The sequence below is a fragment of the Ferrimonas sp. YIN67 genome (genome assembly GCF_057219095.1).
Window position 1 is genome coordinate 1 of the sequence record NZ_JBXVVJ010000014.1, and the last position, 15509, is coordinate 15509.

Sequence of the window (15509 nt, forward strand, 5' to 3'; positions counted from 1 at the left end):
CGGAGTGGACGGGACTCGAACCCGCGACCCCCGGCGTGACAGGCCGGTATTCTAACCAACTGAACTACCACTCCACCGAAACTGGTTTAGACAGCTATCCGAGTGGTCATTCTCAGATCCCTGTTGACTCAATGAGTCGAAAAATCACTTTGCCTTTGAGAGCATCGCCCTGAAGACGCCGCGAATATTACGGCGCCCCTTGCATAGCGTCAACCGATTTTTGCCGGCTCTTATTTCAATTGAATGCCTTTTCGCCGATTGGCGAAAAGGCATTCAATCACGGGGTGTTTTTTGTCTTCATGTCACTAACTAGACCAGACAGGTCAACCTCTTCAGGAGTCAGTTCCCCCTTAGGCTCAGGCTGGGCCAGCAGTTGCTGATAGAGGCGCTGCCGCTTACGCCAAATGATCAGGCCGGTACTGCCAACGAGCAACAACAGAAGATTGAGACCTCCCACCAGCCAAAGTACTTTACGCTTGGCTTTCTGCTCCTGACTTTTGGCCTGCTCCAATGCAATCATGGCCAGTTCCTCGGCACTCGGTGGAGAAGGCGGCAAGGGGGCCACAAAGGCGGCAACCTGAGGCAATACTAAGAAGAACTCCTCACCATTGCCGGCACTGCCCGCCACCTCACCGGAGATAATATAGTTGCCGGGATCATGCAACATGGGCAAAGGGACGACATGGCTCAAAGAGCCTGGGGTCACCGACATCTCAACCGTCTCCTGCTCAGGGGTCACCAGCACTAAATTCAGATGCATCTGCTGAGGGATCACTTCCGGCTCCACCTGAATATGCAACTCGTACCCTTGTTCGAGATCACCGTGGATCGCCAATCTAAGCGGCTGCGGCAGCAGTGTAATCGTGGTTTTCGTCTGCCGGCTAAAGACGGGGTTCTCAACACTCATCTGTAAGTTGTAGAGGCCGACTGGATAATCAAAATCCAAATTCGCCGTAAACACACCATCATGAGGACGCTCATCTAGGCCCTGACCATCGTCATAATAGGTGCCTATGTTGAACGGGCCGGCAGCAAAGTTTTCATCTCCCGGACGATTGGCACTGCTAATGAGCACACGCCACTCCAACTGCTGGTAAAAATCCCGCATCTCTATCCGATCGCTGTCAGCAGAAAGTTCTGCCGTCAATTTCAGACGCTGACCCCGATAGATGCTGGCCGGGAAAGGATCATGGTGCAGTGTAATATCGCTCATCAAGCGCACTTCGGAGCCCGCCTCAATTGAGCCGATCAATTGCCAAGGCCCTGGTGTGGGATTACGGATCTGGATCATGTCACTGCTCAGGGTCGCGCTCCAGCGCACACTCTGGGGGTGGCGGTCGGCGTACCACTTGCTGCCGTCAGGCTGTACGACAACCACCGGAGCACTGCCAGGCCGACGTCGGGCTAAAATGGTGATCTCCGAAACTTCGTGGTCGATACGGAAGCGGTTATCCAGCAAAGCCAGGGTCTGGGGTGCATTGACCGGTGAAGCCAGCGCGAACTGTGGTATGAGTGTGATCAGTACGCCCAGTATCCCCAACAGGTTACGACTGACGGAACCAAATCGCATCGGTAACGGCCTCCATCCTTTGGCTGTGATGTTCCAATTCCTGTTCGCTGGCGCGGATCACTCGAGTGCGAACTCGGTCCGCTGACAGACGTATTATCTCCGAAGCCCCACTGTCCCCACCGGCACTGAATTCCAACTTGGTTTGGCCACCTGTCATATAAAGGTAGACGTCGGCGAGGATCTCGGAATCCAGAAGTGCGCCGTGAAGCGTACGATGGGAGTTATCTATGCCGTAGAATCGACACAGGGCATCCAGATTCAGGTTGCCCTGGATCTCTCCCTTGTTCTTTTTCGCCCGAGCCAACTGAAGGGTATCGACAACGGTGCAGTGATCCATCACTTTTCCGTAACGCCCCAACATCTCAAATTCGTAGTCCAGGAAGCCGATATCGAAGTTCGCGTTGTGAGCAATCAACTCGGCGCCACGAATGTAGTTAAAAAACTCCTCCGCGACCTGTGAGAAATCCGGTTTATCGGCCAAGAATTCATCTGTGATGCCGTGAACTTCGATAGCTTCTTCATCGACCGGCCGGTCCGGCTTGATGTAAATATGATAGTTATTGCCGGTCAGCTTACGATTAACCAGTTCGACACAACCAATCTCAATCACCCGGTGCCCCAGGTAGTGTGGGCCCGAGCCCTGGTTCATCCCCGTAGTTTCGGTATCGAATACGATCTGTCGTAGTGGCGGGGTGGCATCTGTCATAACGGTTCCAATCAGTTCTTCGGTATACTTCGGCGTTTTCGCGCATCAATGGTATCAAGTTCAATGACCCAACGAAAACATGTCATTCTCTACACAGACGGTTCCTGCCTCGGCAATCCGGGTCCTGGGGGGTATGGCATTGTAATGCTGTATCGGCAGCATCGTAAGGAGATCAGTGCCGGATTTGAGCGCACCACGAACAATCGAATGGAGATGTTGGCCGCCATTGTGGCACTTGAGACCCTGACTGAGCCTTGCAGGATCGATCTGCACACCGACAGTCAATATCTGCGCCAAGGGATCACCCAGTGGATCCATGGCTGGAAGCGCAATGGCTGGCAGACCAAAGCCAAACACCCGGTTAAAAATGTTGATCTTTGGCAACGACTGGATGAGGCGGCATCCAGCCAAGAGATAGAGTGGCATTGGGTGAAAGGACACGCGGGTAACGTCGAGAATGAACGCTGTGACGTACTTGCCCGCGAGGCTGCCAGCGGCCCCTCCCTAAGCCCGGATCACGGTTACTTGGCCACTTGCTGACGCGCGGCGCCCAAGTGGTCCCGCCCGGCCAACTCTGGGATGGGTTTAACAATCAGGGGCCGACGCAGGTGCCATCGAGGTTGCACCGGGGTCAAGGGAGATTCTAACTTCTCTGCGACAAGCAGATACACACTTCCTAAACCGGGGAGATACTCTTTTAGCGTCTGCTGCAGGGAAGCAAAATGATGGGGTGACCAACTCAGGGAGTGTTGACTGAGGCACTCTTTTGCCAATAACCGGTAGCCCAGGATACCGAGCCAATCCTCAACTCGTGCCGAGGTGAAAAGGCGGCCATTCCAGGGTGGACGACGATGGTTCTTCGGCCATAAATACCCTAAGGCCAGAGAGCTGACCGGATTGAACCCCACCAGGATTAACCTCCCTCCGGAGACCAGGACCCGATCAACCTCACGCAGTAAGGCATGAGGATCACGATGAAACTCGAGGCAAAACGCACTCAAACAGGCATCGATACTGGCAGATTGAAACGGCAAGGCATCGAGTTGGCCCTGAATTTGGCCCTGAAGTGGGTCCAGACAGAAGTGATGGCGTACGGGACACAGCCCTGAGGCCAACTCACCGGAGAGGGCCCCCAGTTTAAGCAGGTGGTAACCGAAGATCTTCGGCCACCAGTCATTCAAACCCGCGCCGATCTGGTCCCGCAGCCAATAGCCATCGGGTAGTGCATCCCAATGCTTCGGGGAGACGAGCTCTTTGCTGCTGTAGGCAGGACGCAACATCATCACAGTTTCTCCTGCTCGGCAAAGGTTGGATACAAGGCTGGAGTTAACCGGACTGCATACGGTACCCTTGCTAAACCCTGTTCATCCATTTTAGCCTCTATGTCCTTGACCATTACGCCCATCCCTGCTTTTAACGACAACTACATCTGGTGTCTGCACAACGGACTCGACGCTTGGGTTGTTGATCCTGGTTGTGCAAACAGTGTCTTAGCGCATTTAACCACAGCCCAACTGACGCTGAAAGGGATCCTCGTCACCCATCATCACTGGGATCATACCGACGGGATCAATGAGTTGGTAGATACTCTGGGACCCCTCGAAGTGGTAGGACCGGCGGATTCGGCAATCACTGGCCTTACCCACACGGTGGCTGAAGGCGATCTGGTCCCACTCTCCGGATTAGGAGTAACACTGTCTGTGTTGGCGCTACCGGGTCATACCCTGGATCACATAGGTTTCGTCGGTCCACAGATGGTGTTTTGTGGCGACACTTTATTTAGTGCTGGATGTGGTCGCTTGTTTGAAGGCACAGCGGAGCAGATGCACGGCTCCCTACAAAAACTGGCAAGCCTGCCAGAGGCAACTAAAGTGTATTGCACGCACGAATACACGTTAGCGAACATCGAATTTGCACTGGCCGTAGAGCCAGACAACGATTTTCTGCACAATTTTATCTCGATTTGCCAAGGACTTAGGAAATCGCATCAGCCCACTCTCCCCAGCAGCATCGGGCAAGAGCTGCGCATCAACCCGTTTTTACGGTGTGACGAAGCGTCTGTGGCTAACAGCTTGGAGCACCATACGCAAGCGAAGCTCAACAATAGCGTGAGCCGCTTCGCGGCATTGCGGCGCTGGAAAGATAATTTCTGACAGTTTGGTACACTGGCGCCGTTTTTTTCACCGGGTCGACTGGGTTTCGATCTGTTTTTTGGGTTTCCAGAGCGTTCAATTTTGATGAGATTAAAGCTATCTACCCTGGCCATCGCGGTTGTCCTCGCTGGCTGTCAATCCACACCGAATGACGATGCCGAGCAAAAGGTCGCGCAGTCGGTACAAGGCACACAGGGTTCTGCCGACGCCATTGAGACGGTTGCCCCTAGGGCAAACGAAGCAAAGAAGGAGGTGATCTTGCCTCCCACGGACGTCTGGGAACGGATCCGCCGCCAACTGGCGATGGAGATCCCGGATAACGAGCGTATCGATAAATTCCGCCAATGGTACATCAATAATCCCAGTCACCTGGCTACGGTTTCCCGCCGTGCCGAGCCCTTTATGCACCTGATCGTCGAGCTGCTCGAAGAGCGGGATCTGCCAATGGAGCTGGCCCTATTGCCCATCGTCGAAAGCTCCTTCGACGTCTTTGCCTACTCTCACGGTGCCGCCGCCGGGATCTGGCAATTTACTGCCCCAATGGGACGCCATTTTGGCCTGACCCAGAACTGGTGGTACGACGGTCGTCGGGATGTCTACGCTGCGACGATCGCCGCCATGGACATGATGGAGTACTTGCACGGCAAGCTCCATCAGGACTGGTATTACGCCCTGGCGGCCTACAACACAGGTGAAGGCCGAGTCTTTCGTGCCATCCGCAATAACCGGGATGCCGGTAAGCCGACCGATTACTTTGCTCTGAGTCTGCCACGCGAAACTGAGCGTTACGTGCCTCAGTTGCTGGCCCTTGCCGATGTGATCAAAAATGCTGAGAAGTACGGGATCACCCTGACGCCGATTGCCAATGAGCCTGCGCTCAAGCGCATCGATGTCGGTTCTCAGATCGATCTTTCCCTGGCAGCCGATTTGGCAGACATGTCCGTGGGTGAACTGCACAAGCTCAACCCTGGCTTTAACCGCTGGGCCACTGCGCCGGATGGCCCACATAAGCTGCTGCTCCCGATCGAGAAAGTGGACGGCTTTACCCAGGCCTTGGCTGACACTGACAGTGCCCAGCGTATCAACTGGATCCGCTACACCATCAAATCTGGCGACAGTTTGAGCACGATTGCGCAGAAGTACCATACCCGAACCGGGATCATTCAGTCGGTCAACAAACTGGATGGCAACATGATCCGTGCTGGCCAGACCCTGTTGATCCCGGTGGCGGCCAAAGATCAGGAAGACTATGTCTTCAGTGCCGATCAACGTCTGGCACGGCACCAGTCCACCAAGCGAGCCGACTTTAAGGTCGAGCATGAGGTCAAATCTGGCGATTCACTGTGGACCATCGCCCGTGCCAACAAGGTCACGGTGGCCCAGTTGGCGAGTTGGAACAGCATGGCACCGTCCGATACGCTGCGGCTGGGCCAGAAGCTGACTATCTGGGTCAACAAGGTGGCCAGTAACCAGACCAAGTCGTCGATCATGCGCCAGATCAACTATACGGTGCGCAGCGGTGACTCCCTGGCCCGCATCGGCCAGCGCTTCCAAGTTACAGTGAACGACCTGATCCGCTGGAATAAACTGGAAGGAAAGAAGTACCTGCAACCGGGCCAGCGATTGACCCTTTATGTGGACGTGACCCGGGTACAAGTCTGAGTATCCAAACACACTCAAGGCCGGCATTTGCCGGCCTTTTTGCGTTTTGTGGTTTGCCTACCTATCGAAACAGAACATCCTCTCGATGAAACCAATAGGTACAAAATGCCAGTAGACTCGCCGCCAGCAGAACATTGGCCGTAAATACCGGCACCAAAGAAGCATACTCCATGGTGCCTTTGATCAACTCTTTGGTGGCGAGGGTTACATTGATGATTGGGATCCACAGCAGGACCCCCTTGAGCTCCACCCCGGGGATCAGGGCCACCATGGCCGGAATGATGGCTGCAATATTAAGGGGAGCCATGTAGTTTTGCGCCTCCTTGAAGGAGCGGGCGTACACAGACACCGCCAGCAACAGGGCGGAGAAAAACAGCGCGATGGGCAGGAGCATGGTCAGGATCAACACAAGATCAAGCCAACCAATGGCCAGGATCGCCTGTACCAGGGGCTCAAGCGCCAGAAACTGACCAATCAGCACTCCCCATAGCAGGCCGCTGGCCATGGTCAGACAGGCCAGCGCCATACCGGCGCTGCCGATCACGGCAAACTTGGCCAGGACGATTTGCCAGCGCGGCACCGGTGCCATCAGCAGGGTCTCCAGGGTACCCCGCTCTTTCTCCCCGGCACCTATGTCCAGGGCTGGCATCATGGCCCCCATCAGGCACAGCAGCAGAAGAATATAAGGCAAGATCCCGCCGATCTTCTCCCCCAGATCTTCCCGCTCACCGGCAACTCCCATACGTTGGATCGTCACCGGCTCAGACAGGACCTGCGCCTGGATCTCTCCCAACTGCCACCCACGGCGGTGCGCTTCTCGCCAGCGCGCCAACAGGGGGGCCAAAGCCTCTTCCAGCCGAGCAAACTGACCCACATCCCCCGCCTGATTAAACAGCATCTGCCACTCCCGACGTCGTGGCTCGGCGGGATCAAAATCCGGGGGGATCACCAGCACCAGATCCAGCACCTTGTGCTTGATGGCTTCACGATGTTGAGGCGGCTCGGTCAGATCAGGCTGCTGTTGCCAGCTCAGGCCGGGATGGCTGTCCAGGGTCTGTCCTATCACTTGCTGCAGCGGCTCCGGCCCCACCAGATGAAAGGTCAGCACTTCCTGGTGCTTCGTTACAACGGCGATGCTCACCCATATCATGCCTCCCCCCATCAGCAAGGGCAGGATCAGCGTGGGAAACAGCACGACAAACCAGAGGGTTTTTCGATCCCGTGCCACCTCCTTAAGCTCTTTAAGCCAGATCAACGCCAGCATCGTCAAGCCCCTCCCCTTGCGGCCACTCTCTGCCCTGCCGATCACATTGGAGAAAGGCGTTACGCAATGCCAGGCTGTCACGACTGCCTGCAAACTGCTCAAGTGTGCCATTGAATACCGAGCGTCCTTGCATGATCACGCACAGGGTGTCGCACAGCAGGCTGATCTCTTCCATGTGGTGGGTAGAGAACACCACGGGGATCCCCATGGCGCGCTGCTGTGCAATAAACTCCATCACGGTTTGTGTTGCCATGATATCCAGCCCGGTGGTGGGCTCATCGAGCACCAACACCGAGGGGTTATGCACGACGGCACGGGCGATATTGGCCCGCTGGGCCATGCCGGAGGAGAGATCCATCACTCGGCGGTGACGAAAATTTTCCATCTCCAGCTGCTGGCAAAGTTGGTCGATCCGAACACTGGCCTGCACTGGCGACAGGCCGTAGAGGCGGGCAAAGTAGCACAGGTTTTCTTCCACCGATAAACGCTGGTACAGGGCCGTGGTGGCGGACAAAAATCCCACTTGCCGTCGCACCCCATCGCCCTGGTGATGCAGATCTTCGCCCCCTATCCGGATCCCCCCCCGATCGGGACGAAGCACCCCGGAGAGCATTCGCAGCGTGGTGGTTTTCCCAGCCCCGTTAGGGCCTATCAACCCCAGCACCTGACCCGGCTGGCACTGCAGCTCAACCTGCTCCACGGAATGAAAATAGCCATCCCGTTGGCGGGGATCCCGCAGGGAGGGCTCCCCCTTGACAGGCGTAACGCCCAAACGAAAACGTTTGGCAACTCCGGCGACCTCTATCATTGGTCAGAGTTCCTGTTGCCGAGTGACAACAAGGCCATGAGTTCGCCTCATTGCAGGGTAATGCTCAGCGGCGTGACCAACGGAGCCTGGTTTTTGGGAAAAAAGTTCAGCTCAGCGTGCAGTTGATAGCGACCCGGTGTCAGCCCTTTCAAGGAACGAGGCCCAACCTCAACCGCCACTTCCCGGCGCCCCATGGCTGGCAAGCGAAAGCGGGTCAATGCCTGGGTAAAGGCCATCTCGTTGGCGTAGCGCCATAAGATCTTCTCCCCCTGCCGCAAGGTGAAATCCGCCAACATGCCCGAAGCCACGGTGTACTCAATGGTATGCTCCTCCATATTGACCAGCTCTAGAACCACCCGGCCGCCCTGCTCTCGGTCCCAGACGGCCTGACTGCGCAGGGTGGCTTGCAAGGTACTCTCCTCTCCGTTACGAACCGCGGAATAGCGACTGTCATCCCGATCCTGTCGGGGCTGCGCCGCCTCCAGTTTCAGGGACGTTGGCTCAGGTGGCGGTGACGCCGCCTCCGTCTGACTGCATGCCGCCAGCCAGACGGCACACAATGCCACCGGCAGTACCGGCAGGAAGGTTCTGATCATCAAAAGCCTCCGAATTTCTTAAGCAATTTGTCTTTGAGTTTCTTCTCCAGTTTTTCCCCTTCCTGCTTCAACACGCCTTTGGAAAGTGCGTCCAGATCCAAGCCGTACTCCGGCTCGGCAACCGTCCCGGAGATCGCCAGGGGAATGGGCACATCGCGCAGGGCCTCGACGCCCTCGCCTCCCTGCCCTTCAAGGCTACCCACCAGGGCCACGACCAAGTGATAGTCCAGGCTTTGGCTGGCCAGGGCTATCTCGCCCTGGCCGCTCAGCCGAAGCAGGGGGGAGGCCATCTGCATATTGCGCGTGGCCAGCACCCCTTTGGCCATAGCCAGATCCATGCTCAGGCTGGAAAAGTCGGTTTTCTCCACCGCCGCCTGAGATTGAAAGTCCCCCTTCAGCCGTGCCTGGCCATCCCGGATCATCTTGGCCACATTAACGCCGTACAGGGCGCCGTCCTCCACCACCAAGGTGCCATCGACCACCAGGTGCTCCAGCAGATCCGAACCCAGCCCTTTACCGCTCCCCTTAAGCTTCAAGGCACCGGTTCCAGCCAACAGTTCGGTCTCAGCCAACGCCTTGAGCATGGGTTGCAACGCCAATCCCTGCAAACTCTGCTCAAACCGATAAGCCTGAGTTTGTGCCTCGAGTCGGCCGCTCAGATCAAACTGTCCCTCGAAGCTGCGTCCGGCCAGTTGCTCCAGAGTCAGTACACCGTCCGTCAGTTGCAATGCCAGGCGGGCATTGTCGATCCGGGCGGAGGGCACGGTCAGCGCCGACAGGGCCAGTGTCAGGTCCAGATCTACCTGCGACAATGCGGAGAGATCGGGATCGGCACCCGGTTTCGGCGAACCCGTGGGTTCTTGCGACTCCTCCTCAACGCTGGCCATCCAGGGGCTCAGATCCAACGCATTCCCCTGGCCCTGCAACACCAGTTTAGGAACTCGGCCCGCCGTACTCAGACTGCCCTCACCCTGGAATTGAAAGGCATCCCATTCAAGAGAGAAGCTGGGCAGGGCAAAATGGCCGGCCGCCAGATCCAGATCGGCTTCCAGAGCCAGTTCCAGGGACAGGGGGGATACCGGCAAGGTCGGGGCGCTCAGGGAAAGGCTCTGCTGCCACTGGGCAAAATGGATCCGATCCAGCGCCCGGGAGAGGGTCATCTGGCTCTCTACCTGGGTCGCCAACTCGGTGTCGCCATCCCGCAGTGCCACCGAGAGTGTCAGTGGGGCTGCCTGACCCGGTGCCAGTCCGGTCAGGCTCAGTTTGGGAATGGTCAGTTGCTGCTGCTGTCCAGTCTGGCGGTTGTCCTGATTGATCAGCAGATCCTCGATCACCACTTTACCCAGCACCCAGGGCGGCGGTGAAGACGCTGAGGATGAAGGCCCCGTGGGCTCGCTGGCCGATGGGGCAGTATCATCAAACAACCCCGTCATGCTGGTGCGGCCATCCGCCAGCACCACCTGATTCAATGTCATGCCGCGGATCATCAGTTTCTCGATGGCCAGCTCATTGCGAAGCAGGGGTAAAAGACCTACGCCCACCGAGGTCTGTGCCACCGAGATCCACGCGGGCAGGCCGGCGCCGGGCAGGTTACTCAGGGTCACCTCGGACAACTCCAGACCCAGAGTGGGATAGACAGACCAGCCGATCTGGCCAATGGCCAGCTCCCGTCCGGTGGCCTCGGCTACCTGGGCCTGCAGCGTGGGCTTAAAGTCATTGGGATCAAAAAACAGCGCCAGATAGGCGGCGATCAACAGGATCCCGCCCAACAGGCTCAGGGCAAGCGCTTTAATCCATCTCATTGTGCAACTCCTCAAATCCTTCCGGAATGGGCAGCGGCAGGGGGCTGATCACTATGCCGTTGGGATCGGCATAGAGCCACTCCCCTGGGACGATCTTTCTTCCCTCTATCTCAACCACCACGTCACGCTCCCCCAGTCCCTTTTTCTCTGTTTTTACGGGCACGGCTCCCAGAGCCTGCACCCCCAGAGGCAGGGTCGCCAGGGTCATCAGATCCCGGACATAGCCATTGACCACGATCCCCGCCCAACCGTTATTGAGCGCCATGGTGGCCAATTGATCCCCCAGCAGGGCACGACGACGCCCGCCATTGCCGTCGATCAACAAGACCCGACCGTGCCCCGGCTCGGCCAGGATCTGCCGCACCAGGGTGTTGTCTTCCGGACAACGGACCGTCGTAACCGGACCGGCAAAGATCGCCCTTCCACCATAGCTTATGAACCCAGGCGGCAGGACGCACAGAGCCTCGCCGTGGCGATCACAGAGTTCAGGGACCAGATCGTTCATCTACATCATCCTTTGAGCTTTTGATAAACAATACTTTAACTCAGTTGATCCAAGTGGGTAAGTCCATACGTAGGAAAGGACAGGATCTCAGCAACAAATAGGCATCCATGATGAAACCTCGCATTGGCGTCAGCGCATGTAACCTGGGTCAGACCGTAAGATTTGATGGCGGGCACAAACGTTCGGTTTTTGTTGATACCCAGTTAGCCCAACTGTTCGATATCCACCCTCTCTGCCCTGAAGTGGGTGCGGGGATGAGCACGCCACGCCCCAGCGTGCGTCTGCGTCAAACCGAGATTGGCATACGTTTAGTGGACGATAAAAATGGCATCGATCACACCGAGGCGATGGAAGCCTTCAATCGACGAGCCCTGCCCCACCTGGCTGGCCTGTCCGGCTATGTCGTCTGCGCCAAGTCACCCAGCTGCGGCATGGAGCGCGTCAAGGTGGTTCAGGAGGATGGCAAGGGCGCCGAGCGAAACGGACGTGGGCTGTTTACCGCTGCCCTGATGGAGGCCTATCCCCTCCTACCGGTTGAGGAGGATGGTCGTTTGAATGATCCCCACCTGCGAGAAAACTTTGTCAGCCGTGTGTTGATCTACCATGAGTTTCAGCAATTGCAGGGCGGCCCGAGCAAGAAGGCGCTGATCGAGTTCCACCAAAGGCACAAGATGCAACTGCTGGCACACGATCAGGCGAGCTACAGACACCTGGGCCAGTTGGTGGCAACCACAGGGAAGGTCAACCTGGAGGAACAGATCCAGCAATACGGCACGCTTATGATGGGTGCATTGCAGCGTCCGGCCAGTCGCCGCGCCCACACCAATGTTCTGCAGCACCTGCTGGGATATTTTAAGCGGGATATCGATGGTAAAGAGCGGCAACACCTGCACGAAACCATCCTCGCCTACCGGACAGGAACCCTGCCACTGATGGCTCCCTTGAGCTTGCTGGCGGCGCTACAGGTTCGCTACCCCAAGCCCTATATCGACTCCCAAAGCTACCTGCAACCGCACCCGCCATCATTGGCGCTGCGCTGCTACCTGTGAGGACGTAATGCATCTTGTCTGGTTTCGCAATGATCTGCGCTGTGGGGACAACCCGGCACTGAGCATGGCATTGGCATCAGGAGAGCCCGTCATTGCTGTGTACCTTGCGACTTTGCAACAGTGGCAAGAGCATGGCGTCGGTGCCGGGCCCCTGGGTTGGCGACGTGCCAACCTGGACCGACTTAAGGCGTCTCTACAGCGGCTGCGGATCGGCCTGATCGTGGAGAGCTGCGAGCGTTTCGATGACGTGCCGCAAACTCTGCTTAACATCGCTCGAGCGCACAATGTCCGCTCCGTGCTATGCAACGGGGAGCCCGGCTGGAATGAGGAGCAGCGGGATCAGGCCACTGCCGGTCTGCTAGAAAAGAACAACATTCAATGGCAGCGCTTTGCCGAGCAAACCTTGCTGGAGTACGATGCCATTCTTACGGCAAGCAATACCCCCTACCGAGTATTCACCCCCTTTAGCAGGAAAGCCTGCGAACGATTGCACAGTCATGTACCTCTTCCCCTTCCTGCGCTCAACACGCCGCAAACCAAGGATACCCGGCTTCTTTCGACGGATCGTTGGCCTCAACGACCGGATTTTCCCGGCACTCTGCTACCCGGTGAAGACGCCGCCCACACACGGCTGGTGCATTTTTTGAGCGAGTCGATTGCGGATTATCACCAAAGCCGGGATCTTCCAGCCCAGCCTGGTACGTCAAAACTGTCCGCATACCTCGCCTGTGGCGTCATCTCAGTCCTGGAGATCTATCAGGCCCTGCAGGGCTGCGAAGCCTCGGCCGGCAAACAAAGCTGGCTCAATGAGCTGCTCTGGAGGGAGTTTTATCGTTACCTGATGCACCACTTTCCCCACGTCTCCCAAGGCAAAGCCCTCTATCCCGGTAGGGAGCCCTATTGGCAGAGCAACGAGACCTGGTTTCAGCTCTGGTGCAACGGGCAAACCGGCTACTCCATGGTCGATGCCGGGATGCGACAACTGAAACAGGAGGGCTGGATGCACAACCGGCTTCGCATGCTGTGCGCCAGTTTCCTGGTCAAAGATCTGCATCTCGATTGGCGCCTGGGTGAGCGTCACTTCATCGCCCACTTGCTTGATGGTGACTTCGCCTCCAATAACGGCGGTTGGCAGTGGGCGGCGGGTTGTGGTGCCGATGCCGTGCCCTACTTTCGCCACTTCAACCCCAAGCGTCAGGGGGAGCGCTTTGACCCGGATCACCGCTATCAGCGAACCTACTTAACCACGACTCAAGAGAATGCCCTCTCCCCAATCGTGGACCATTCGGCACAAAGTAAGATCTTCAATTTAAAGGTCAAGGCGCAACGCCTCCCCTACCGTAAGACGAACTGACGAGTGGCTTTCCCTTCGCCCCCCTTTACTGAAATAAATCGTACTCAATTCCCGATAATTGGTGAGAAAGCAAAGCGCGCTTGAACCATGGCCAGTAATAGACAAGATTTTGTCTTCTACTGATTATTGAGCCCGTTAACCGATGGTTTTATCCGATCCTGGCATGTTGACATTCACCCATGGCGTTTTACGACCCCAGGGCAGCAAGCCTCAACGGTCAATCCTCTTTGCATGGGAGGCCTTCGCTGGCATTTGCAGTGCCTTGCGTTACGCTTTAGGTGATAGGTCAGGTTGTCACCAAACCACTGTCCGGTACCCTTATTACTGGCATTTTTAAAGGTTCTTTCCTGGCTAGGGTTAAGAACATTGCAGAGACGTCGCCGTATGATGATGGAGGGTTTCTATGAACGTATTCAGTGAAAAATACTTATTGCATTCAAAGTGGACATCCAACTGCGCCTTTCACGATGAAACGCATTTTCTGGTGACACAGGTTCTTCATGGCCCCAACGGGGAACTGGATCGGGTCGTGTTGCAAGGACAGAACAACCGCCACCCCTACGAGTTGGACTGGCATGCGCTGGAAGACTCTGCACGTTGGCGCATGGGCTGGCTCTAACACAGGGCTTGCCGTCTGTAGGAATTCGCTTATCATGTGGCATCTGCGCTGGGCCAGATGCCCATTCATTCATTCGCAGCAGGGAAGCCAGGTATGTTAATTAATTACGTAGTCAAATATCTATGAGTAACCCACAATTAGAAGATGCCTTTCGCTCAGCGCTGATTGAGTTGGAGCACAATAAAACCACCCCTCGCGAACTGACAACCAGCACCCGCTCTCACAGACAGATGAAAAACTTTCTGGTACAGCTGGAATGGAGTGACAAACAGCTTGCTACCATGCAAGACGTGATCACTGAGATGCTCGATGAACGTCGCGAACAAGCTGAAAAAGCAGAGCGAGTTCAAACCTATCGCGCCAAACTGATCAATTTGGCTCGAGATCTTAATATGAGCTATCAAGATCTGGTAAATACCATGTCCGATCTGGAAAGCATCGAAAACAAGCCGGACAGTTAATTTTCAAAAAAAGCAGCCCAACGGCTGCTTTTTTTCTCTCTTTCATTCCCTTAGCTAAACTTTAGGCCAGCTAATACTGGTCAATCCAATCCAAGACTTCCTGCCACAGGGCATGGGCTTTTTCGGCCTTAAAAAAGTCATCGTGGCCCATTCCCCCCAATTTAGCCAGACGCTCACCACTTATGATGCGAGACTCCTGAAAGGCATTGGGGTAACGATCCGCCAGATCCAGTACCGCCCCAGGGGGAGCCTGTTTATCATCAGCAAAGCCGATATTGAGCAAAGGCTGGGTGATCCGGGCATAACCTCCCAGACCGAGTCCGTCCGCCCCTCCAAACAGGTAATCCCGACTTCGTCCCCATTGCGCCCATTGACGGATGATCCCGGCAGGGATATCAGTGGGTGCCAGGCCCAGAGCCTTGGCGGGAAACACCTTGCCCATGGAAAGAAGGGGAAGAAACAGGTGCCAGTTCAGCCACATTTTAATGCCACCCAAACCATAATGACGCCAGTAGGGAACTGAGCCCGCCACCAGGGTACAGGTAGCCAGCTCAGAGGCATTGTCTGCCAACCCCAGCAACTGGCTACCACAACCATGACCGAGATAGTGTATTGGCAGCTCACCGACCCGCTTTTGCAGTGCGCGCAGCGCCGTGGGTATATCCAGTTGCCCCCAACTGGCCATGGTCGTCAACTGGGGTTGCTGACTCTTAAGGCGAGAACCCGCCACGCCCCGATAGTCAAAGATCAGGGCGACAAATCCCTGCTCAGCAAGGAACTGTGCCAGCTCGGCATAATACTCACGAGCCACCCCAAATTTAGGAGACAGCAGAAAGCCGCCCTTTGGCGCCCCCTCAGGTAAGAACCAGGTCGCGGCCAGGGGCTGTCCATCGGGGCAGACCAAGCGTTCGGTCAAGCGTTTCAAAATCGGGCTCCCTCAGATCATTCGGGCGAGAAGAA

General features: G+C 56.4%; 16 protein-coding genes and 1 tRNA gene. 7 read left to right on the forward strand and 10 right to left on the reverse strand.

Annotated elements, in window-relative coordinates:
• The 3 genes from AC2D8U_RS20150 to dnaQ all read right to left on the reverse strand — a co-directional run bounded on the left by AC2D8U_RS20150 (nucleotide 1) and on the right by dnaQ (nucleotide 2276).
• Nucleotides 1-74: transfer RNA gene (locus tag AC2D8U_RS20150), tRNA-Asp, on the reverse strand.
• 203 nt (nucleotides 75-277) lie between these two features.
• A complete protein-coding gene (locus AC2D8U_RS20155) occupies nucleotides 278-1570 on the reverse strand; it encodes a TIGR03503 family protein (RefSeq protein ID WP_484620872.1) in 1293 nt (430 codons plus the stop codon).
• Nucleotides 1545-2276: a DNA polymerase III subunit epsilon gene (gene dnaQ / locus AC2D8U_RS20160; RefSeq protein ID WP_484620873.1), complete on the reverse strand. Its 732-nt coding sequence runs from the start codon at nucleotides 2274-2276 to the stop codon at nucleotides 1545-1547. Before dnaQ ends, AC2D8U_RS20155 begins: the two co-directional genes overlap by 26 nt.
• A gap of 63 nt (nucleotides 2277-2339) precedes the next feature.
• Here dnaQ and rnhA point away from each other — a divergent pair, with 63 nt between their 5' ends.
• Nucleotides 2340-2816 carry a ribonuclease HI gene (rnhA, locus tag AC2D8U_RS20165; protein WP_484620874.1) on the forward strand — a complete coding sequence of 159 codons (477 nt, stop codon included), beginning with the start codon at nucleotides 2340-2342 and terminating at the stop codon, nucleotides 2814-2816.
• Here rnhA and AC2D8U_RS20170 read toward each other — a convergent pair.
• Nucleotides 2798-3559: a class I SAM-dependent methyltransferase gene (locus tag AC2D8U_RS20170; protein ID WP_484620875.1), complete on the reverse strand. Its 762-nt coding sequence runs from the start codon at nucleotides 3557-3559 to the stop codon at nucleotides 2798-2800. The two genes, rnhA and AC2D8U_RS20170, sit on opposite strands and share 19 nt — an antisense overlap.
• 99 nt (nucleotides 3560-3658) lie before the next feature.
• On the opposite strand from AC2D8U_RS20170, the gene gloB reads away from it, so the two are divergent.
• Together gloB and AC2D8U_RS20180 are read left to right on the forward strand one after the other, a co-directional pair.
• Nucleotides 3659-4429 carry a hydroxyacylglutathione hydrolase gene (gene gloB, locus AC2D8U_RS20175; protein ID WP_484620876.1) on the forward strand — a complete coding sequence of 257 codons (771 nt, stop codon included), beginning with the start codon at nucleotides 3659-3661 and terminating at the stop codon, nucleotides 4427-4429.
• An 84-nt stretch (nucleotides 4430-4513) separates the two neighbouring features.
• On the forward strand, nucleotides 4514-6091 hold the full coding sequence (locus AC2D8U_RS20180) for a LysM peptidoglycan-binding domain-containing protein (RefSeq protein WP_484620877.1): 1578 nt from the start codon (nucleotides 4514-4516) through the stop codon (nucleotides 6089-6091).
• Nucleotides 6092-6152: 61 nt separating this feature from the next.
• On the opposite strand, the gene AC2D8U_RS20185 is transcribed toward AC2D8U_RS20180, so the two are convergent.
• Genes AC2D8U_RS20185 through AC2D8U_RS20205 form a run of 5 tightly spaced genes read right to left on the reverse strand, consistent with a single transcriptional unit; the run spans nucleotide 6153 to nucleotide 11066 of the window.
• Nucleotides 6153-7355, reverse strand: coding sequence for an ABC transporter permease subunit (locus AC2D8U_RS20185; RefSeq protein ID WP_484620878.1), 1203 nt, complete (start codon nucleotides 7353-7355; stop codon nucleotides 6153-6155).
• Nucleotides 7333-8163, reverse strand: a complete 831-nt coding sequence (locus tag AC2D8U_RS20190) for an ABC transporter ATP-binding protein (RefSeq protein WP_484620879.1) — start codon at nucleotides 8161-8163, stop codon at nucleotides 7333-7335. Before AC2D8U_RS20190 ends, AC2D8U_RS20185 begins: the two co-directional genes overlap by 23 nt.
• 47 nt (nucleotides 8164-8210) lie before the next feature.
• Entirely contained in the window at nucleotides 8211-8759 is a 549-nt protein-coding gene (locus tag AC2D8U_RS20195) for a BsuPI-related putative proteinase inhibitor (RefSeq protein ID WP_484620880.1), read from the reverse strand.
• Nucleotides 8759-10561 carry an AsmA family protein gene (locus AC2D8U_RS20200; RefSeq protein WP_484620881.1) on the reverse strand — a complete coding sequence of 601 codons (1803 nt, stop codon included), beginning with the start codon at nucleotides 10559-10561 and terminating at the stop codon, nucleotides 8759-8761. The genes AC2D8U_RS20195 and AC2D8U_RS20200 overlap by 1 nt, the downstream gene beginning before the upstream one ends.
• Complete coding sequence (locus AC2D8U_RS20205) at nucleotides 10548-11066, reverse strand: putative 4-hydroxy-4-methyl-2-oxoglutarate aldolase (RefSeq protein ID WP_484620882.1); 519 nt, start codon at nucleotides 11064-11066, stop codon at nucleotides 10548-10550. The genes AC2D8U_RS20200 and AC2D8U_RS20205 overlap by 14 nt, the downstream gene beginning before the upstream one ends.
• A 107-nt stretch (nucleotides 11067-11173) precedes the next feature.
• On the opposite strand from AC2D8U_RS20205, the gene AC2D8U_RS20210 reads away from it, so the two are divergent.
• From AC2D8U_RS20210 to AC2D8U_RS20225, 4 genes are all read left to right on the forward strand, one after another.
• Nucleotides 11174-12115 carry a YbgA family protein gene (locus AC2D8U_RS20210; RefSeq protein WP_484620883.1) on the forward strand — a complete coding sequence of 314 codons (942 nt, stop codon included), beginning with the start codon at nucleotides 11174-11176 and terminating at the stop codon, nucleotides 12113-12115.
• 7 nt (nucleotides 12116-12122) lie between these two features.
• Complete coding sequence (locus AC2D8U_RS20215) at nucleotides 12123-13469, forward strand: cryptochrome/photolyase family protein (protein WP_484620884.1); 1347 nt, start codon at nucleotides 12123-12125, stop codon at nucleotides 13467-13469.
• Between the two features lie 403 nt (nucleotides 13470-13872).
• Nucleotides 13873-14088 (forward strand): TIGR02450 family Trp-rich protein, encoded by a 216-nt coding sequence (locus AC2D8U_RS20220; RefSeq protein WP_484620885.1) that lies wholly within the window; start codon nucleotides 13873-13875, stop codon nucleotides 14086-14088.
• 122 nt (nucleotides 14089-14210) lie between these two features.
• Nucleotides 14211-14549 (forward strand): hypothetical protein, encoded by a 339-nt coding sequence (locus AC2D8U_RS20225; RefSeq protein WP_484620886.1) that lies wholly within the window; start codon nucleotides 14211-14213, stop codon nucleotides 14547-14549.
• A 70-nt stretch (nucleotides 14550-14619) separates the two neighbouring features.
• Here AC2D8U_RS20225 and AC2D8U_RS20230 read toward each other — a convergent pair whose 3' ends face one another.
• The gene (locus AC2D8U_RS20230) at nucleotides 14620-15474 is read right to left on the reverse strand and encodes an alpha/beta hydrolase family protein (RefSeq protein ID WP_484620887.1); all 855 of its coding nucleotides are present in this window, start codon (nucleotides 15472-15474) and stop codon (nucleotides 14620-14622) included.
• Nucleotides 15475-15509 lie beyond the last annotated feature (35 nt).